This is a genomic window from Mesorhizobium sp. LNHC209A00, from assembly GCF_000502915.1.
Taxonomy (GTDB): domain Bacteria; phylum Pseudomonadota; class Alphaproteobacteria; order Rhizobiales; family Rhizobiaceae; genus Mesorhizobium.
Window position 1 is genome coordinate 13,870 of record NZ_AYWT01000004.1, and the last position, 19,559, is coordinate 33,428.

Genomic DNA, 19,559 nt, shown 5'->3' on the forward strand with positions numbered 1-19,559 from the left:
CGTTCAGCGAAAGTCTTGCCGTTCCATCGCCCTCAGCCAGAGCGTTCATTTTTCAGCTCAGTGCGCGCGAGAATTTCGCGCGCCGCTTCGACAACCGGCTTCACCTCCAGGCGCCAAACGCAGCACGCCTTGCTGGGATCGGTTCGGCGACACAAATCCTTGGCCACGCAGTCACATGGCATTGACGGCCGAAGCGCGATGCTGGGCACGCCGACAGGTCCCCAGCGCGACGGATGCGTCAGGCCGAAAAGGCCGACAACCGGGGTGCCGGCGGCAGCGGCCATATGCATCGGCCCGCTTTCATTGCCCAGAAACAGCCGAGCCTGTTCCAGAACGGCCAGCAGCGTCTCGAGCGACAGCGCTCCGACCAGGTCGACCACCGGCGTCGCCGTCTCGGCAACGATCCGCGCGGCGGTTTCACCTTCGCCCGGCCCTCCCACCAGGACGATGCCCAGTCCGGTTTCGGCCGCAATCTGGTCAATGGCCTCGGCAAACCGTTCCGGCTGCCACTGCCGGCCCTTGAAACTCGCGCCTGCGTGGACAGCGACGAAGGCGTTCGGACGGATGTGGTGCGTGCCCAGAAGCGCCAAGGCTTTCGCGGCCTCGATTGGCGGCGGCTGGAGGCTCGGTACCGTCACCCGCAGATCGATGCCGAGCGCTTCAAGAGGGGAGAGATAGCGATAAACAAAATGCTGGCCGCCAAACCCGAATGGTTTGGCGAACACATTGGCGGGCTGCCGCTCCAGCAGCTTCAGCGGCCTTTCCGGGGGATTGTAGCCGACTCGCGTCTTTGCGTTGACCAAGCCGCTGAGAAGCCGAGAGGTCTTTGAATCGGTCAAGTCGATCGTCAAATCGAAGCGGAAGCCGCGCAGTGCCTTCACCGTTGCGTAGAGCTCTTTTCCGCGCTCCAGCGGGGTGCCCCGCGCGCGAGCCCGCCTGAATGGAACCACCTCGGAAGCGAGGCCATGCGCAACCACGAAGCTCTCCAAGTGCGCTTCGCAGAGGAACACAATGCTGGCACCGGGGAATTCGAGCCGAAGGTTCCTAGCGAGCGTCGAGGCGAGGACGATATCGCCTATAAACTTCGTTTGAATGATCAGGATCGAGCGGAACGGAGCGGGTGAAATCTGCAACATATGTTTCCGGAGACGTTTGGCGATCATCACGAAATTGGTCAGAAACAATGGCGAGATTGCGCGATACCTCTAGCACGTTCGCGTGAGTTTTCATACAAAACCGTAAGCTCGGACCGGTCTATCCACGAGCCGTCGTCGTTGTCTGCACCGCGGCCTGCGCCGCTGCCAGCCTGGCGATCGGCACGCGGTAAGGCGAGCAGGAGACGTAGTCGAGCCCGACCTCCTCGCAGAAGCGGATCGACGAGGGATCGCCGCCATGTTCGCCGCAGATGCCAAGCTTGATGTCGGGTCGCGTCGCCCTGCCCTTCTGCGCCGCCATGCGCACCAGTTCGCCGACGCCCTCAATGTCGAGCGAGACGAACGGATCCTGCTCGATAATGCCCTTCTGGCGATACGTCTCCAGGAAGGAGGCGGCATCGTCGCGCGAGATGCCGAAGGTGGTCTGGGTGAGATCGTTGGTGCCGAAGGAGAAGAATTCGGCCGACTCGGCAATGACATGGGCGCGGATCGCCGCGCGGGGGAGCTCAATCATGGTCCCAGTCAAGTAATCGATGTTGACGCCGCTCTCGTCCATGACGCTCTTGGCGACGGCGTCGATGCGCGCCTTCACAAAATCGAGTTCCTTCGCCAGACCGACCAGCGGGACCATGATCTCGGGGACGACCAGCGCGCCGGCTTTCTTGCCCGCCTCGACCGCCGCCTCGAAAATGGCGCGCGCCTGCATCTCGGCGATTTCGGGGTAGGAGACGGCGAGCCGGCAGCCGCGATGGCCTAGCATCGGGTTGAATTCGTGCAAGGCCTCGGTGCGCTGCCTGAGCTTGTCTGCCGACACGTTCATGGCGGCCGCGACTTCGGCGACTTCCGCTTCGGTCTTGGGCAGGAATTCGTGCAGCGGCGGATCGAGCAGGCGGATCGTCACCGGCAGGCCGGCCATGATCTCGAACAATTCCAGGAAATCCGAGCGCTGCATGGGCAGAAGCTTGGCCAGCGCCGCGCGGCGGTCCTTCTCGCTGTCGGCCAGGATCATCTCGCGCATCGCGACGATGCGGGCGCCGTCGAAGAACATGTGCTCGGTGCGGCATAGCCCAATGCCCTCGGCGCCGAAGGAGCGCGCCATGCGGGCATCGAGCGGCGTTTCGGCATTGGTGCGCACCTTCATGCGGCGCACCGCGTCCGCCCATTCCATGATGGCGGCGAAATCGCCGGACAATTCCGGCTGCAGCATCGCCACGGCGCCCTTGAGCACCTGGCCGTTGCCGCCGTCGATGGTGATGATGTCACCTTTGCGGAAGGTCTGCCCCATCGAGATCAGTGTGCCTGCCTTGTAGTCGACGCGAAGCGAGCCGGCTCCGGACACGCAAGGCTTGCCCATGCCGCGCGCGACGACCGCGGCGTGGCTGGTCATGCCGCCGCGCGTGGTCAGGATGCCTTCGGCCGCATGCATGCCATGAATATCTTCCGGACTGGTCTCGATACGCACCAGGATCGCCTTGCGCCCCTGTGTCTTCAGATCCTCGGCATCGCCGGAGGAAAAGACGATCTCGCCGGTGGCAGCCCCCGGAGACGCCGGCAGCCCGACGCCGATGACGTCTCGCGCGGCCTTCGGGTCGATGGTCGGGTGGAGCAATTGGTCAAGAGATGCCGGATCGATGCGTGCGACGGCTTCTTGCTTCGTGATCAGGCTGTCCCTTGCCATTTCAACCGCGATCCTGAGCGCCGCCTTGGCGGTCCGCTTGCCGGACCGGGTCTGCAGCATCCACAACTTGCCGCGCTCGATGGTGAATTCGAGATCCTGCATGTCGCGGTAGTGCTTTTCCAGGCTGTCGGAGATGGTGACGAAGGACTGGAAGGCATCCGGCATCAGCTTCTGCAGCGACGGCTTGTCGGAACCGGCCGCGATGCGCGCAGCCTCGGTGATGTTCTGCGGCGTGCGGATGCCGGCGACGACATCCTCGCCCTGCGCATTCACCAGGAACTCGCCATAAAGCATTTTTTCACCGGTCGAGGGGTTGCGGGTGAAGGCAACGCCGGTGGCCGAGGTCTCGCCCATATTGCCAAACACCATGGCCTGGACATTGACCGCCGTGCCCCAGCTTTCTGGGATATCGTGCAGACGCCGGTAGGTGATGGCCCGGTTGTTCATCCAGCTTGAAAACACCGCGCCGATCGCTCCCCAGAGTTGCTCGTGAGGATCCTGCGGGAACGGCTTGCCGAGTTCCTCCTCGACCTTGGCCTTGTAGAGCGCGATGACGCCTTGCCATTCGGTCGCCGTCAGTTCGGTGTCGAGCTCGTGGCCGAGGCCGGCTTTCTGGTCTTCCAGGATTTCCTCGAACACCTCGTGATCGAGGCCCATGACGACGTCGGAATACATCTGGATGAAACGGCGGTAGCTGTCATAGGCAAAGCGCGCATCGCCGGAATCGGCGGCCAGCGCCTCGACTGTCTCGTCGTTCAATCCGAGATTGAGCACGGTATCCATCATGCCGGGCATCGACGCCCGGGCGCCGGAACGCACCGAAACCAGGAGCAGCTTCGACGGGTCGCCGAACCGGCGACCGGTCAGCCGGCCGATATGGTCGAGGGCGACCGCGACATCAGCCTCCAATCCCGCCGGGTGGGTGCGACCGTTGGCATAATAGGCATTGCAGACCTCGGTGGTGATCGTAAAGCCCGGCGGCACTGGCAGCCCCAGGCTGCACATCTCGGCCAGGTTGGCGCCCTTCCCGCCCAGCAGATTCTTGTCGCTGGCACGGCCTTCCGCCGCACCATCGCCAAAGGTGAAAACCCATTTGGTCATGCTTGCTCTCCGGTTGCAGGAGATTGGAAAGATTGGCGAAACGCAAAGTTCCATCGTGCCCGACTTTGGAGCGATATGATGCTGCAGTGCGAAAGGCAAGGCGTCGGCAAGCCGTTCGGCCGCTACAATCGATTAAGAAAAAACTCCCCCTGGGCCTGTGGCAAAAAGACTTGCCACCTCACGGCGCGACGTCTAGAACATAAAGGGAACAAGAGGTGCGCCATGAAACAGCCTGGAAAACTCGACTATCTGGAGATGCCGGCGACCGCCGGCACACTGGATCGGTTGAAGGCCTTCTACAGCGCCGCCTTCGCCTGGTCCTTCACGGATTATGGGCCGACCTATTCGGCCTTCGCCGAGGGCCTGGATGGCGGTTTTCAGGCCGATGCCGCGGAAGCACCGGCCAAGCCGTTGCCCGTGCTTTACAGCGACAATCTGGAGGAAACCCTTCGCGCCGTCGAAAGTGCCGGCGGAACGATCGTCAGGCCGATATTCTCATTCCCTGGCGGCCGACGCTTCCACTTCGTCGATCCAGCCGGCAACGAGCTGGCTGTGTGGTCCCACTAGTCCGTTTGTGGATCACCTGGCGCCGATTGCATCTTGTGGATCACCTGGCGCCGATTGCATCGCTGGTCAGCCGAGCGTCTTCGCAGTCATTCATAGCATTGTGCTTTTCGGCTGCTCTGCTAATAACGCGCCGCACAGCGACTCTGACGGCTATTGGGGCGTCGCCAAGTGGTAAGGCATCGGTTTTTGGTACCGACATTCCCAGGTTCGAATCCTGGCGCCCCAGCCAAACGCAGACTCCATTCGAGACCGAAGCACGCGCCGAACAGGCCCTGCTCCCAATACCCTGAGCCCAGACTTGACCAAGAAGTGTCACGCTCGGCCGTGCCTCGGCGATGCACCAACCACACCGGGTGAAAGCGCGACCAGAACATGTTGTCAATCTGGGTGGAGCCGGACCAAATCCTCCTGCACCCGAACTGTTGAAGGCGCCTTGTTGCGTCCGCAAGAGCAACATTGTTTGCGGACATGCGTACTCGTCGGCATATGCGAGAACAAGCTTGCTGTTGTCCATCTTCCATATCTTGTCTCGGGCTTCAGCTACCATATCGGCACTTGGTCCCGCCAGCGTCTCAAATGTGTGCTATTTTTGCTACATTTTTTGGCCGTCTGCTTAGATTCTATGATTAAGTCACAGCTTAATAATGAAACGCGGACATTAATTTGCAAGATAGTGGCAAGGCCAGGCGCCAAGCCCGGCTGGGGCGCTCTTAAAAAGCGCGGGGAAACGTGGGTGGGAAAATGAAGACGACAGGTCTGTCGACCAAGGTCATGGGCGTTGGTCTCTTGATGACGGCTACCATGCTGAGCTGCTGGGGGGCGCATGCACTGACACTCAAGGAAGCCATGGCGGTCGCGGTGGAATCCAACCCGGAAATCGGCCAAGCCATCGAAAACCGCGAGGCCATCGAGTTCGAACTGCGGCAAGCAAAAGGGCTCTATCTTCCAAGCGTCGACCTGGAGGCATCCGCTGGTGCTCGCCGTCTGGACAACTCCTCCCGCCGCGCGCTCTCCATCGAGCACGATGCGCTTTATCCCGCGGAGACCGATCTGACGGTTTCGCAAACGCTTTATGATAGTGGCGCAAGGCGAGCCGAACTCAACCGTCAAGCCTCGCGAGTCGATGGCGCCTCATTCCGCGTGCTGGAGCGATCCGAGTTCATCGGGCTGTCTGTCGTCCAGGATTACCTGGAATACATGCTTCAGGCCTCGATCGTGACCGAGGCAAAGAAGAATCTGGGCTTCCACCAAGCGATTCTCCACGACATCAGGGAAGGCATAGCAGGCGGCGGGTTGAACGAAGCAGACCGGCAACAGGCCGAGGAGCGCTTGTTTGCGGCCAAGGCCCGCATGCAGGAGGCTTCCGAGGAACTCGAGGCCTCGAGGATACGCTTCTTCAAGACCGTCGGGAAACCTCTGACCAATGCATCGCGGCCAGGCGATGTTTCCTCTGCGCTGCCAAGGTCCCTGGACGACGCGCTGGGCATTGCGCGGGAGAACAACCCGCGCGTCCACATGGCCAATAGCGATATCGCCGCCGCGGGCTCGCAGGTTGACGCCGCTCGGGCGAAATACGGCCCGTCGGTCGTCGCCGAAGGCGTTGCCCGCGCCGGATACGACATTGACGGCGACAATGGAGACACGTCCGATCTGCAAGCACGGGTGGTGCTGCGTTGGAACCTGTATCGGGGCGGCATCGACAAAGCGAATGAACAGGAGCAGATCCGCCGCGCCAGCGAACAGCGGCTTGGGCTGCATCAGGTTCTGCGGGAGATCGAAGAAGCCGTTCGCACGTCTTGGGATCGCCGCTTCCGGCAAGCCGACCTGGCAAAGACCCTGAAGCTGCAAGCCGCTTCCAACGAGAAGCTGGTTGCCTCTTATCGCGAGCAGTTCAAGGTCGGACAGCGCTCGCTGCTCGATGTGCTGGATGCGCAGAATACGCGGTTCAACACAGCAACGCTGGCGGACACCGCGTCCTACGCATCCCTCTTTGCCCAATACCGGCTTCTGGCGGCAACCGGGCAGTTGCTGAAAACGATGGACATCCAGCCGCCGAAGCAGGCCGCGGCCTATGCCAAGGAGGAATTCGCGGTTCCGGAGATCCCGGACACCGAAACCTATGCACGGACCCCGTCGGAACAGAAGAACGATCTGCCCTTCGACATCCTCGCCCCTGTCAGGAAGAAGTGAGCCGTAAGGGGTGTTAGGGGTTCTGGCGGGCGGGTCGTGAATCAGCAGCCACATATTCTGTCGCCCAAGGAGGCGTTCAAGGCCTGCTTTTCGGCGGTGGCCGCCTATCTCGGCAGGCCGAGCGCCGAGACCGTGCTGTTTGCCGGAGTGCCGATTTCGGACACGCGCATCGAGGTCACCGAGATCCGACATCTTGCCGAGCGTATCGGCCTCGAGACCCAGGAATTCAACCATCGCGACTTCCTGCGCGGTCGCGTGGATCTCCCGGCAATTCTCTTCCGCGTCAGTCAGTTGCCGATCGCCCTGCTGGCGGAAACCGACGGCGACGGGTATCTCACGGCCCCGCAGGAAGACGGGCGCACGACTGTCGGCAAATCCGAGCTGGCCGCAAGTTACATCAGTGGCGGTGTATCCTTCTCCATCACCTATGCCAACGCCACCGAGGGCATGAAGGTCGGCTCGGCGCAGCAGATCGAGCGGCGCCATTGGCTGACGGGGACAATGGGCGCTTTCTGGCGCACCTATTCCAAGGTCGTGCTGTCGGCGATCTTCATCAACCTTTTGGCCATCGCCTCGCCGATCTTCACCATGAATGTCTATGACCGCATATTGCCGAACAAGGCGATATCGACGCTTTGGGTGCTGGCGATCGGCATCGGCGCCGTCATTCTCTTCGATCTGCTTTTGAAAACGGCCCGAGCTTCGCTCATCGACTATGCCGGGCGCAAGGCGGATTTGCGGATATCGTATCTGCTGTTCGAGAAGGTGCTGAATTCATCCCTATCCGCGCGCCCGGGCTCGACAGGCGAATATGCCAACCGCATCACCCAATATGAGTTCGTCAGGGAATTTTTCACCTCCAACACGATCAGCGTGTTCATCGATACGGCTTTCGTCTTCATCTTCCTGCTCGTCATCTACGCGATCGGCGGCTGGCTGGTCGTCATCCCGGCCCTCGCATTCGTGGCGTCGGTAGTCGTTGGCCTGGTCACGCAACGCCGCATCGGCAAACGGGTCGCAGCCTCCATGAATGAAGCCTCCCAGCGCCAGGCTCTGCTGGTCGAGTCAATCTCCACGCTGGAAACGATCAAGTCGCTGCGCGCCGAAGCCTATTTGCTGAGGAAGTGGGGCGAGCATTCGAAGAATGCGGCCAACACCTCCGAGAAGATCAAGCAGCTCTCGGCGGCGGCCGGCAACATCACCCAGGCCATCCAGCAGCTTGTGACGGTCGCCCTGGTCGTGGCTGGAGCCTACGCCTTTTCGGAAGGGCATGTTTCGACAGGAGCCATCATCGGAACGGTGATGCTGGCGAGCCGGGCCGTGGCTCCGCTCGGCCAGATCGCGATCACCCTGTCGAGATTTCGCCAGGCCATGCTCTCCTTGAGAATGGTGAATTCCATCATGGCCCAGCCGGAGGACCGGCCGGATACGGTGGGCTTCGTCAATCGCCCGATTCGCAATGGAGCGATGACGTTCAAGAATGTCGGCTTCGTCTACCCCGGATCGGAAAACGAGGTTCTGTCTGGCCTGAACTTTTCGGTGAAGCCGGGAGAGCGCATCGGCATCATCGGCCGCATCGGGTCAGGCAAGACGACGATGGGACGCCTGATCGGCAGGCTTTTTCTGCCAAGCTCCGGCGAATTGCTGGTGGATGGCATCGACATCCGCCAGTATCACCCGTCAGAGGTGCGCGCCGCCGTCGGCATCGTCGCGCAAGCCGGCGATCTGTTTTCGGGCACCATCAAGGAGAACCTGCTGATGGCGTCTCCGGAGGCGACCGACGAGCAAATCATCGAAGCCGCGAAAGCCGCCGGCGTCGATGAGTTCGTGTCTCGCCACCCGCGTGGCTACGACATGAATGTCGGTGAGCGGGGCACCAATCTTTCCGGTGGGCAGAGACAGACGGTGGCGATCGCCCGGCTGCTTTTGACCAAGCCGAAGATCGTCTTTCTGGATGAACCGTCCGGCTCGATGGATCTGGCGTCGGAACGACAACTGATAAAGCAACTCAAGACCGCTTTCGACCACAACACGACGCTGATCGTCTCGACGCATCGCTTCAGCATGCTCGAATTGGCTGATCGCCTTATTGTTGTCGAACAAGGAAAGATTGTTGCTGACGGGCCAAAAGAACAAGTCATTCAGGCGCTGCAGAGAACGAATTCCTGAATGAACAAATTATATCGGGCTGAAACCGATATAATAACGGGACGTGGGAAATGCTTGCCAGGGAAGACCGCCCGCCGCTTTTTGCGACGGCGTCCATATTCATCATAGGGGCGCTCTTCGTCGCCTTTGTCGCTTGGTCGTCCTTCGCCGAGGTCGACGAGATCGCGCGTGGCGACGGCAAGGTCATACCGGCCTCCAAGACCCAGGTCATTCAAGCCAGCGAGCCGGGCGTCGTTCAGGAAATCGCCGTGAAGGTGGGGCAGGTCGTCAGGAAGAACGACCTCATTATCCGTCTCGACAATACCTTGAACACGTCCAGCCTCGGCGAACAGCAAGCCAAGGCGCGGGCCCTGCAAACACGCATTGCCAGGCTCAAATACGAACAGAGCGGCAGCATCACCGGATCGTTTCCCTGTCCGCAGGACATCCAATCCGTGGCGCCGGAAATCTGTGACAACGAGCAAAATCTCCTCGTTGCCCGGCGCGAAAACTTCGACAACAAGCTGTCGGTGCTCAAGTCGCGACTCGACCAGCGCGAAAAGGAACTGGACGAGGCGGACGCCAATCTCGACCGCCTGACAAAAAACCTGGCGGTGAGCGACCAGCAAGCGAAGCTGGTCGAGGGGATGGTCAAGAAAGGTCTGATGGCAAGGACCGAGCAGCTTAAGGTCGAGCAGGAACAGACCGAACTCAACGGCCAATTGAACCTGGCCGGCGAGACGATAAAGAAGGGCAAGTCGGCGATCACCGAGGCGCAGCTCCAGGTCGAGGAACTCGGGCTGCAGTTGAAGCAGGAAGCGCTCGATGACCTGACGCAGGCCCTGGCCGATCTTTCAGTGGTGGACGAAACCATTCGCGGCGCGACCGACAAGGTCGCGCGAACGGATATCCGCTCGCCGGTGGACGGTATCGTCAACACGATGGAACTGAACACCGTCGGCGCCTTCGTCCAGCCGGGTACTGTCGTGGCCGGCATCGTGCCCACTTCCGAGACATTGCTGGTCGAAGCGCGTGTTTCGCCCCGCGATGTCGCCTTTATCCGCCCAGACCAGGATGCCTTGATCAAAGTCACGGCTTACGATTTCTCGATCTTTGGCGGCATCGAAGGCAAGGTTTCAAACATAACCGCCGACAGCCTGGTCGATCAGAAGACGGGCGAGCCCTACTATCAGGTGCGTGTTTCAACCGATAGATCGACACTGGAGCGAGACGGAAAGGCATATTCGATCATCCCCGGCATGATCTGTTCCGTGGATATCAAGACCGGTCGCAAGACGATCCTGAGCTACCTGCTGAAGCCGATCAACAAAGCCCGCCAGGAGGCAATGAGTGAGCGCTAGCGCCACCTCTCCCGTGACCGGTAGCGACCTCTTGCTTCTGCCCCTCCCGACAGAAGATTTCGAACTCGAGTTCCGCGTCGTGGCGCGCGGCGGTATCAGGCGCGGCATTCGGCTGGAACGGGCTTTCTGGGCTTCGCTGAAACAGATGGCTGAGAGCCGCAAATGCACGATCGGCATGCTGGTCGACGAGATCGCCGAAGGTCACGCGGAGAAAGGAAACCTGACCTCGGCAATCCGCGTGGCCTGCATCCGCGAGTTGGGGCGCGAGAATCTGAATTTGCGCAGGCTTGCATCTATCAGGACGATAAACGCCATTCTACTTGCCTGCCCGTCGCCGGCCTTCGCCTTGGCCTCGACGAAGAAGATCGTGACGTTCAATGCGCCGTTCCAGCAATTGGTCAAACGACAATTGCCGGCGGCATTCGACGAAGACACGCGCCAGGACCTGAAGCTGGCGCTGGATCTCAACGTGGCCGATATATTCGCCCGCCTCGACACCAATGGCGACGTTGCCGTTGCGAGCGGATTTGTGATCGGAGCCGGCGAACGCCGTTATCGGGGCCAGCTGAACGTGGTGCGTGCGCCGGTGCTGGATCTCGAATTGCTGATGGCCTTTGTCTTCAACGGCTAGCGCCATTCATCGGTTCGCGCAAACGCCGAACGGCCCTATGTGCTTGACGCAATTCCGCCGGAAAACCACCAAGGGACCTTTCCCGCAATTCTTCCGCCATTCAACCAGCACAAGAAAGCCGGTGAGCGGGCCCCTTACTTGACTTCCGTCTGGACGCCTTCCCCAGGGGCGACGGTTGCGAAACCGCCCTTGACATCGGCCATCTGGGCGTCCCCCGACTTGGAGCCGTGAATCCAGGCCCGGTCGGTGCTGAACGAGTACAGTGGCTGATAATTCGGAAGGGCGCTGTCCTTGAGCACCGTATCGTTGAGACTGTCGAGAATGTAAGCGCCGCTTGCGGTGCTGACCGAAAGCACGGCGTGGAAGAAGCCTCGCTTGCGGTCCTGCAGAACGACGAGCGACATGCTGCGTGCCGGAATGCCGGCCCTCAGCAACGCCGTCATCTTGAGGATGGCGAAGTCCTCGCAGTCGCCGGCACGATTGGCGAGGATCTCCGAAGGCTTCGCCCAGTAGTCGAGCTTGCCGTAAACGACGCTGTCCTTCTTATAGGCGATCAGGTGGTTGATGCCGCTGTCGATGAACGATAGTTTTTCGACGAACCCCTTGCCTTGGGCGGCCGAGACCATGGCCGTGAAAGCTGGGCTCTCGTGGTCACAGGGGCTGCCCGCGGTGCAAGCGGTTATGGCTCGGTAGACCGGTGCCCAACGCGCCGAAACGGGAAAATTGCGCATGGACAGCGCAACCGACCCGAAAACGCCCGGAATGATCGACGCAGTCTTAATCGGGTCGATACCCCCGCCTTCGTGAGCCATCGAGGTGCTGGACCCGTCTTGCGCGAAAACGGGACTGTAGCCATTGAGGACAAGGCTGATCCGGTGGGGGGTGGCCGGCTGCCAGGGCTGGTATCTTTGCAGCGAAATGCCGCCGAGGCCAAGCGGCGCCTGGACCACTCCAAGCAGTGCTGTTTCGGGCATGAAATTCCTGATGACGGGCCCGGCAAGGGCTGGCTGCGCCGAGCCGGCTATCCCCACCGCCAGCAGAAGCAGCTTGAGCTTGCTCTTCCCCGGAGCATTCTTTTGTTTTTTCATGACGCCCACCTTTGACTGTGGACGCTACCAATTTTGTCTCAAATTACTGGAAAGGAAGATGGATAAGTTTCCCACGAATTCACGTTGCTTATTTTAGTAAAATTTTACGTGCATTTATACTTCTATTTACCAAGTTTTCTGCGCCGCCGGTGGCGAAGCGTTATGCTTACCAGATAACATATAACTGATTATATGTTCACAGTTTACCAAGCGTAAAAAAAGTCATCGAAGGCATATCCAAATATATAGAATGGATTGGCGGACCGTTGCAAATTCACGCCGCCGCCTGTCTCTATCCGGGAAATGCCGGAGGGGTTTAAGCTATGACGAACAGTATTGAATTGGACAACCTTTCGAACTCGTGGGACGAGCATTCCGTCTCCAACGATCATCACGACCTGACAGCGCTGACCCAGGTGGTGGCGCAAGCCGCGCCCGCCGAGCAAGCGGCGGCACCGGCTCAAACAGCGCCGGCCGCGGCCGAGCCTGTGCCGGTCGATGTCGGTGGCGGCGCGCCAGCGGCAGCTCCGCCAGCGGCAAACGCCCCGCACGAATATGTCGCGGACGCAAGCAACGTCGTCAAACTTCCCGCCAATGTCTCGATCGACAACATCAAGGTCGACGGCCACAACCTCGTGCTCGAGCAGGCGGACGGCTCGGTCATCGTCATCAAGGACGGTGCCCTGCATGTGCCGACCTTCATCATAGGCGAAGTCGAAGTGCCGCGCGTGGCCCTGATCGCAGCGCTGGAAGCGAGCCATGTCGATGTCGCCTTCGGCGCGGACGGCTCGATATCGGCCGGCGGCAGCACGACCTCGAGCGCCGGCGGGAATTTCTCGGTTCCCCCCGGCGGTATTGGTGACGGGTTCGGCCTGTCGGCACTGTTGCCGCCGACGGCTCTCCAATTTGGGCTTCTGGACCGGCGCGAACTTTTCCCGTCTGTCGTCGACCGGCCGGTTTCAGTGGTGGCCACGTCCTTGCTTGCCCCGGACGAGGCGGCCAGCGAAACCGGTCTTAACGGTGGTCCGTCACAATCGCCGGGTAGCGACGCGCCGAGTAACGCGGAAACCTCCGGCAAAGGAACGATCACCGTCGACGCGCCGGATGGTATCGGGTCGATCGTTATCAACGGCGTCACCGTTACCGGCGTCGGCCAGCAGATTCCGGGCGATTTCGGCTACCTGACGATCGTCTCCTACAATCCGAGCACGGGTGCTATCGAATATAATTACACAGTGACTGAATCGGTCACTCATCCCCTACAGGGGGACGGTTTCAATCCCAACGACACGGTTCCGGACAATTTCAGCATCACCGTCACGGACGTCGACGGCGATACGGCCAGCACCAACTTTGCCGTCGCCATCGTCGACGACGTGCCGACGGCGGTTGCCGACACCGACAGCGTCGCCTCAGGCCAGTTTGGCCCGGCGACGGGCAATGTCCTTGTCGGCGGTACGGACGCTGTCGACGCGAACACCACGGACGGTGTTGCCGACACCAAGGGCGCCGACGGCGCGACAGTGGTTGGCGTCCAGGCTGGTAACACCAATGCCGCTGTCGACAATGCAGCCACGCTCGGCGTCGAAATTCAGGGCGCCTACGGAAAGCTGACGCTGGCCGCCGACGGCACCTACAGCTACGTTCGCGATGCCGGCACGCCCGGCGGCGTCAACGACGTCTTCACCTACACCATTAAGGACGGCGACGGCGACACCTCGCAGACCACTCTGACCATCGGCATCGGCGATTCCGCCCCGCACATCGATACGGTCCCCGCAACCGGTGACGCCGACACGACGGTCTACGAGGCGGGCCTTACGGCACGCCCCGGCGAGCCGGCGGGCTCGCATGCGGGCGAAGCGCCATATCCCACAACGGTTTCGGGCGCCATTGACATCAGCTCGCCGGACGGAGTGTCGGCGGTCTCCCTGCAGGGCGTTACGATTACGGGCACCAGTGCAGCCACCGCAACGACGGTCATCTCCAACTCCACGGGGACGCTCACGGCGTGGTACGAGGCCACGACTCCGACTGCGGGACACATCCACTACACTTACGCGCTGCTGGACGATACCGGCGACACCAGCAACACCACGATCCCTGTCTCGATCGGCGTGACGGACACCGACCCCAGCAACCCCGAATCCGCTACAGGCACGCTGACCATCACCGTGGTCGACGACGTGCCAACGGCGCACGCTGATACGGATGCGGCGCAGTCGGGCCAGACGGTGGCCGGCAACGTGATTACGGATGCTGAAGCCAACGGCGACAATGGCGCGGACACTGCGGGTGCCGACGGTATTGCCTCGATCGCCTGGGCGGGTGCGGCGGGCAGCACGGTGACGGGCACGTATGGCGTGCTAACGGTCGGCACGGACGGCGCCTATAGCTATCATGCCAATCCGAACGTGTCGGGCATCGACGTATTCAACTACACGGTCACCGACGGCGATGGCGACACCTCGCCCTCGACGCTGACGATCACAGTGGCGAGCGGCGAGCCGCAACCGGTAGCGGCAACGCAGACGGTCAACGAGGCGGCGCTGGACACCAGCACGACCGGCGACGACATCAACCACGGCACGGTGACAGGCTCGAGTCCGTCGAGCACGGCCGAGACAGTGACGGGGGCGCTGACGCTCGGCGATCCCGATAGCCCGCATGTGACCAACGTCACCGGCGCCACCTCATCGGCGGTCGACGGCAGCCCGGTGACCGTGCAGGGCACCTATGGCGTGCTGCAGATCGACCAAGACGGCCACTATACCTACACGCTGACGACGCCCTTCACGACGACGCCGGCCACCGACAACGGCGCCGAGACGGAATTCGGCAAGGACGTGTTCACCTACACAGTGACCGACAGCTTCGGCAACAGCTCGACCTCAACCATCACTATTGACATCGTTGACGATGTGCCGACGATCTCGGCGCCGGGCGCCAGCGCCTCGCTGACGGTCGACGAGACCATCCTGGCCACGAATGCGACGGCGAGCTTCGCCAGTNGGCGCCGATGGCGCCGGCACCATCACCTACGCGCTGGGCTTCACTGCCGGCGCAACGGGGCTGGTCGACACGGCAAGCGGCCAGGCGGTGGTGCTGAGCCTCGAGGCTGGCCAGGTGGTCGGCCGTGCGGGCATCGGCGGTGTGATCGTGTTCACGGTCACCACCGACGCGGCGGGCAATGTGACGCTCGACCAGGTGCGGGCGGTCGTCCATCCGACGACGGACCCGAACGAGCCGGTCAGCCTGTCGGCGGACAATCTCGTGACGCTGACGGCAACCATCACCGACAAGGACGGCGACAGCTCCTCGGCCCTACTCAACATCGGCCAGAACCTGACCTTCCTCGATGACGGTCCGACGATCTCGGCGCCGGGCGCCAGCGCCTCGCTGACNTCCCTACACGACGCTCTTCCGATCTCCGACAAGGACGGCGACAGCTCCTCGGCCCTACTCAACATCGGCCAGAACCTGACCTTCCTCGATGACGGTCCGACGGCGATAGTCCCGGCCTCCGCGGTTGTGGCAAACGGAGCAGGAGCGCCTGTCTCGTTCGACCTCGATATCGACGGGATACTTACCAACAACTACGGCGCTGATGGCGGAACAGTCATCTTCCCGACGTCGCTCGAGGGCACGGCAAGCGGACTGACCTCCAACGGCATTTCGATTGTGTATGACGTCTCAGCAGACGGCCACACACTCACGGGTCTGGCCGGCGCCACATCCGTGTTTGTCATTACGCTCAACCCGGCGACCGCTTCCTACTCCGTCGATATGAACGGAACTGTGGACAGCATAACCACTGTCGATTTCAACGGAGGTGGCTATGATTTCGTTGGCGGCAACGGGGCCTGGGCAGGCTTCAATACGGCGGCCAACGACGACAGCAAGGATCTGCTGCTTACGCCGATAGAAAGCGGTGTCAGCTCCGGAACTTTGAACACTAATGCGAATGAGGGCGGTGTCAGCGGCGGCAATTCGGTTGGGTCAGGTGAGAAAATGCGCCTTGACTTCGTCGTAGACTTGACCGGCAACCCTCCGAACGGCAGCTACTCGTCGCCCTCGACCCATCTCTTCGAAGGACATTATACTACGAACGGCGCGTCGGCGAAGTTCACCGGTATCTCATCTCAGTCCGCGGCTCGCTTCGCCGCCTTCGACGATCCGGATGGTGTCGGGAACGTAACGGTTGGCGACGGCGTCCAGGATTCCGTTACCGCGGTTGCATTGAGCTACAACGGCGAGACCAAGCTGGTGACGTTCGCCGACATCAGCACCACGACGACGAACGTCACGGTTGGCGGTCACGTATTTACCGTGCATTTCGTCGACGGTGCCGCTCCTGGACTTCAATACGAGGCAGTCGTCGGATCAATCCTGCAGAACACCTCAATAGCTACGTACACGGCAAATGGGTACAACAGTCTCCAGATTGGCTACGAGTCGGGTGACACGTTCAAACTCGGAGATTTTGGCGCAGCAGCGTCGACAAACAGTCCGGTGAGCTTCGCTCTTCCGGTTAGTGTTGTCGATGGCGATAACGACACAGCTGCGGGCACCATCGGCATCACGTTGAGCCCGACGGGACAAACCATCCAGAATCACTCATCAGATCTGGCCGGTGACTCTCACTTGTATACTTCGACGCTGGCGGCGCCTCATATCATCGGGTCGGATTTCAACGACACGCTGAACGGCGACGGCGCCAACAACGTGCTCTATGGCGGCGCCGGCAACGATTCGATCAACGGCAATGCCGGCAACGACCTTCTGATCGGCGGCGCCGGCCAGGACACCATGACCGGCGGCACGGGCGCCGACACATTCAAGCTCGACGGGTTGGACATCAAGGACCTGATCGCGGACTACAGTGGTGCGCAAGGCGACAAGATCGACCTGTCATCCCTGTTTGAAACAGGACCAGGGGCAAATATCGGGGACTTCGTGAAATACGATTCGGCATCACACACGCTCAGCGTCGACGCCAATGGTACAACCGGCGGCGCCAATTTCGTCGACGTCGCCGTCTTGCAGAACGCACCTGTCGCCGGCACCATCAATCTGATTTACGACGACACGGCCCACACACAGCACACGGCAACGATTTAGCACTTATACGTGGCCGTTCTCTCGTGCTACATATTAGCGAAACATAAAACGGTAATTTGGAGAGGGGCTTACATGAAGATTGGTTCAAGATTGCTGATTTCGGCCACGGCGCTGCTGTTGGCTGGATCGACCGGCTTTGCCGCCGACATCATCGAGGGACCCGTGGCCGACTATTGTCGCACCGTTGGAACCTCCAACCTCGTGCTGACCGACAACACGGTCGACCTCACGAGACAGGTCGTCAAGCTGATGGACGAGTCGGTCGCCGTCGCCAACAGCCCGGAATGGATCCATTCATCCCGGCCGGTCTTCGTCTGGGCATCGGAAGCCAAGGTCGCCTGTGGCATGGCTTACGGCTACCTGAAGACGAACTACAAGGACGAAGACACGCTCAACAAGTGCGAGTGTTTTCACGACCGTATGGTCGAGTACATGAACTGACCGCAGGAGCGAAAGCGCGCAGGCAGAAAATGGAATCTGACCGACAGGTTCGCCGCCCGCGGACATGGGTGGTCGCTTCCGCACTGGCGCTATCGTTGCTCGGCTGCCAATCCAAAGGCTCGGTGTCGGACGCGCTCGACCCCGCTGCCATCCAGGTCGCCGACCAGCCGGCTGCTGTTGTTGCCGTGGCAAACGCAAGCCAGGCGACGCAGTCCCTCGGCACTGGACCCACGAAAGTCGCCATGCTGCTGCCGCTGTCCGCTTCCGGATCCGCGGGCGAAAACGGCAGAAAGATGCTCGACGCCGCCAAGCTCGCCATGACGGACCTCGGTAACCCGCTGCTGACGCTTACCGTCGAGGACACAAGGGGAGACGCGGCTTACTCCCAGCAACTGGCGGTAAAGGCCATAACTTCGGGAGCGAAAGTGGTCATCGGTCCGACCGAACTGCCAGCGGCGCAGCATGTCGCGAAACTGTCGGGCTCAAACCGGCCGGTGGTTCTGGCTCTCGCGGACAATTTTGCCGGCGGCCCCGGCGTCTATGCGGTATGCCTTGGCGAGGCGGACAGCGCCGCGGCAGGCGCCGGCGCAATCGCGGCCAAGGGCGGCAAGAAATTCGTCCTGCTGGTGCCGGCGGGCGCGGGTGCCGATATCGTCGAAAAACGGGTCGCCAACAGCCTCAGCGTGTACGGCGCCGCACTTGCGATCACCATCCCCTATACCAGCGCCGACGGCGCGGCAAAGGCGGTCGCGGACATGGGCTCGCTCGTGGACGCCCCCGACACCGTGATCGTCGCCAGTGGCGACAGCAATCCATCGCCAATCCTGATCGCCCTGAAGGCAAAGGGCATTCCTGGAAAATCAACCTCCGTGGTTGGCACGAACCGCTGGCTGGAGCACCCGACCAGTCCGCTTTTCGAAGGCGCCTATATCGCGACGATCGACCAACATGAAACAGGCCCCATTTCGGAACGTTTCAAGGCAAGCTTCAACTACCAGGCCGACGTCAATGTCGCTTATGCCTATGATATGGTCGCGCTGACCGCGGGCATCGCAAGCGCTGCCGGACCCAACGGTTTCAACAGGCAGGTCTTCGAGAACCCGAATGGCTTTCGCGGATCGACCGGCTTGTTCAGGTTCCGCGCGGATGGATCCAGCGAACGCTCGATGCCGTTTTACCGGATTGAAAAAGGTGCGCTCAAACTGGTTGCCAAATCGACGTCCAGCTTCTAGCGCATTGGGCGCGGGCGGCCCGATGGGTCATCGGGGGCGCGTCCGCATGATGATCGGGCTCGCTGGCCTCGAACTTCTCGTCGGCATCCTGCTGCTGGTCAAGGCAGCGACCCTGTTCCCCGTCGACCGAAGCCTCACCGACCCAGCCCCTGATGTCGGCGATGACGTCGCGCGACGTCCGGCTCGAACGATCGTCAACTCAGCCCGCAAGATTGCCGAGGATCTCATCGCACCTCCGCAGATCGAGGGATCTGAGATGGAGCGGGTGGAACCTCGTTTGCCGCTTGGCGATCTCGGCCTCGCAACGCGCCCCAAGTCATCGATGCCCAGGGACTGGCGGGAAACACTGCTGTACCATCCAGTGGCTACGTCGTCGGCTGGTTTCGACTCCATGGGGCGTAAACTGTTCATCAGCGGAACCCGGGGCGTCCAGACCGACAGGGTCTGCCTGTTTCACGAGAGCGCGTGGCCTTGCGGACAGCGGGCCTACGCGGCTTTCAGCAACTGGATGCGCGGGCGAGCGCTGAACTGTTTCGTGCCTCCGGTGGTCGACCGCTTCCCTGTCGCGGCGACATGCAAGCTGGGCAAACAGGATGTCGGCGCCTGGCTGGTATCGAATGGCTGGGCGTTGGCCTTGCCGAACGGCATCTATGGCAAGGCCGAAGCAACAGCGAGGGCGGCGGAGATGGGAATCTTCGGCCCACCATAGGCGACAGCACCGGATTCGCCGCAAGGGGCCGCATCCTCCGTTCAGAACCTTGGCTATCTACCCGACGTGTCAAATTGTATTGTTCTTCGAAACCGAAATCGTAACTTGCCGGTCTTATGCTTGGCGCTCGAACGGAGA

The 19,559-nt window shown here is 61.3% G+C and carries 11 protein-coding genes, 1 tRNA gene and 1 pseudogene; 10 read left to right on the plus strand and 3 right to left on the minus strand.

Translation table 11 applies throughout. The annotated features are described in order from the left end of the window. Positions 1 to 32 precede the first annotated feature (32 nt). On the minus strand, positions 33 to 1,136 hold the full coding sequence (locus tag X739_RS154080; protein ID WP_023772884.1) for a glycosyltransferase family 9 protein: 1,104 nt from the start codon (positions 1,134 to 1,136) through the stop codon (positions 33 to 35). Positions 1,137 to 1,254: 118 nt separating this feature from the next. Beyond that, positions 1,255 to 3,933 (minus strand): pyruvate, phosphate dikinase, encoded by a 2,679-nt coding sequence (gene ppdK, locus X739_RS154075; RefSeq protein ID WP_023794572.1) that lies wholly within the window; start codon positions 3,931 to 3,933, stop codon positions 1,255 to 1,257. 222 nt (positions 3,934 to 4,155) lie between these two features. On the opposite strand from ppdK, the gene X739_RS154070 reads away from it, so the two are divergent. The 6 genes from X739_RS154070 to X739_RS154045 all read left to right on the plus strand — a co-directional run bounded on the left by X739_RS154070 (position 4,156) and on the right by X739_RS154045 (position 10,830). Beyond that, positions 4,156 to 4,500 (plus strand): VOC family protein, encoded by a 345-nt coding sequence (locus tag X739_RS154070; protein ID WP_023772886.1) that lies wholly within the window; start codon positions 4,156 to 4,158, stop codon positions 4,498 to 4,500. A gap of 154 nt (positions 4,501 to 4,654) precedes the next feature. Next, positions 4,655 to 4,729, plus strand: a tRNA-Gln gene (locus X739_RS154065). A gap of 512 nt (positions 4,730 to 5,241) precedes the next feature. Further along, positions 5,242 to 6,690 (plus strand): TolC family protein, encoded by a 1,449-nt coding sequence (locus tag X739_RS154060; protein ID WP_023772887.1) that lies wholly within the window; start codon positions 5,242 to 5,244, stop codon positions 6,688 to 6,690. 36 nt (positions 6,691 to 6,726) lie between these two features. Then, positions 6,727 to 8,859 (plus strand): type I secretion system permease/ATPase, encoded by a 2,133-nt coding sequence (locus tag X739_RS154055; protein ID WP_023783522.1) that lies wholly within the window; start codon positions 6,727 to 6,729, stop codon positions 8,857 to 8,859. Between the two features lie 50 nt (positions 8,860 to 8,909). Then, a complete protein-coding gene (locus X739_RS154050; RefSeq protein WP_023772888.1) occupies positions 8,910 to 10,199 on the plus strand; it encodes an HlyD family type I secretion periplasmic adaptor subunit in 1,290 nt (429 codons plus the stop codon). Positions 10,200 to 10,278: 79 nt separating this feature from the next. Then, positions 10,279 to 10,830, plus strand: a complete 552-nt coding sequence (locus tag X739_RS154045; protein ID WP_280940058.1) for a ribbon-helix-helix domain-containing protein — start codon at positions 10,279 to 10,281, stop codon at positions 10,828 to 10,830. A gap of 134 nt (positions 10,831 to 10,964) precedes the next feature. Here X739_RS154045 and X739_RS154040 read toward each other — a convergent pair whose 3' ends face one another. Further along, entirely contained in the window at positions 10,965 to 11,918 is a 954-nt protein-coding gene (locus X739_RS154040) for a transglutaminase-like cysteine peptidase (RefSeq protein ID WP_023794574.1), read from the minus strand. A gap of 323 nt (positions 11,919 to 12,241) precedes the next feature. Between X739_RS154040 and X739_RS154035 the strand changes: the two are divergent. The 4 genes and pseudogenes from X739_RS154035 to X739_RS154020 form a co-directional block, all read left to right on the plus strand. Beyond that, positions 12,242 to 14,800 (plus strand): annotated as a pseudogene (locus X739_RS154035) (Ig-like domain-containing protein); the annotation flags it as partial. A 2,311-nt stretch (positions 14,801 to 17,111) separates the two neighbouring features. Continuing rightward, the gene (locus X739_RS154030) at positions 17,112 to 17,480 is read left to right on the plus strand and encodes a hypothetical protein (protein ID WP_023783518.1); all 369 of its coding nucleotides are present in this window, start codon (positions 17,112 to 17,114) and stop codon (positions 17,478 to 17,480) included. A 29-nt stretch (positions 17,481 to 17,509) separates the two neighbouring features. After that, a complete protein-coding gene (locus X739_RS154025; protein WP_023794577.1) occupies positions 17,510 to 18,712 on the plus strand; it encodes an ABC transporter substrate-binding protein in 1,203 nt (400 codons plus the stop codon). A gap of 46 nt (positions 18,713 to 18,758) precedes the next feature. Then, complete coding sequence (locus X739_RS154020) at positions 18,759 to 19,421, plus strand: thermonuclease family protein (protein WP_084056239.1); 663 nt, start codon at positions 18,759 to 18,761, stop codon at positions 19,419 to 19,421. Positions 19,422 to 19,559 lie beyond the last annotated feature (138 nt).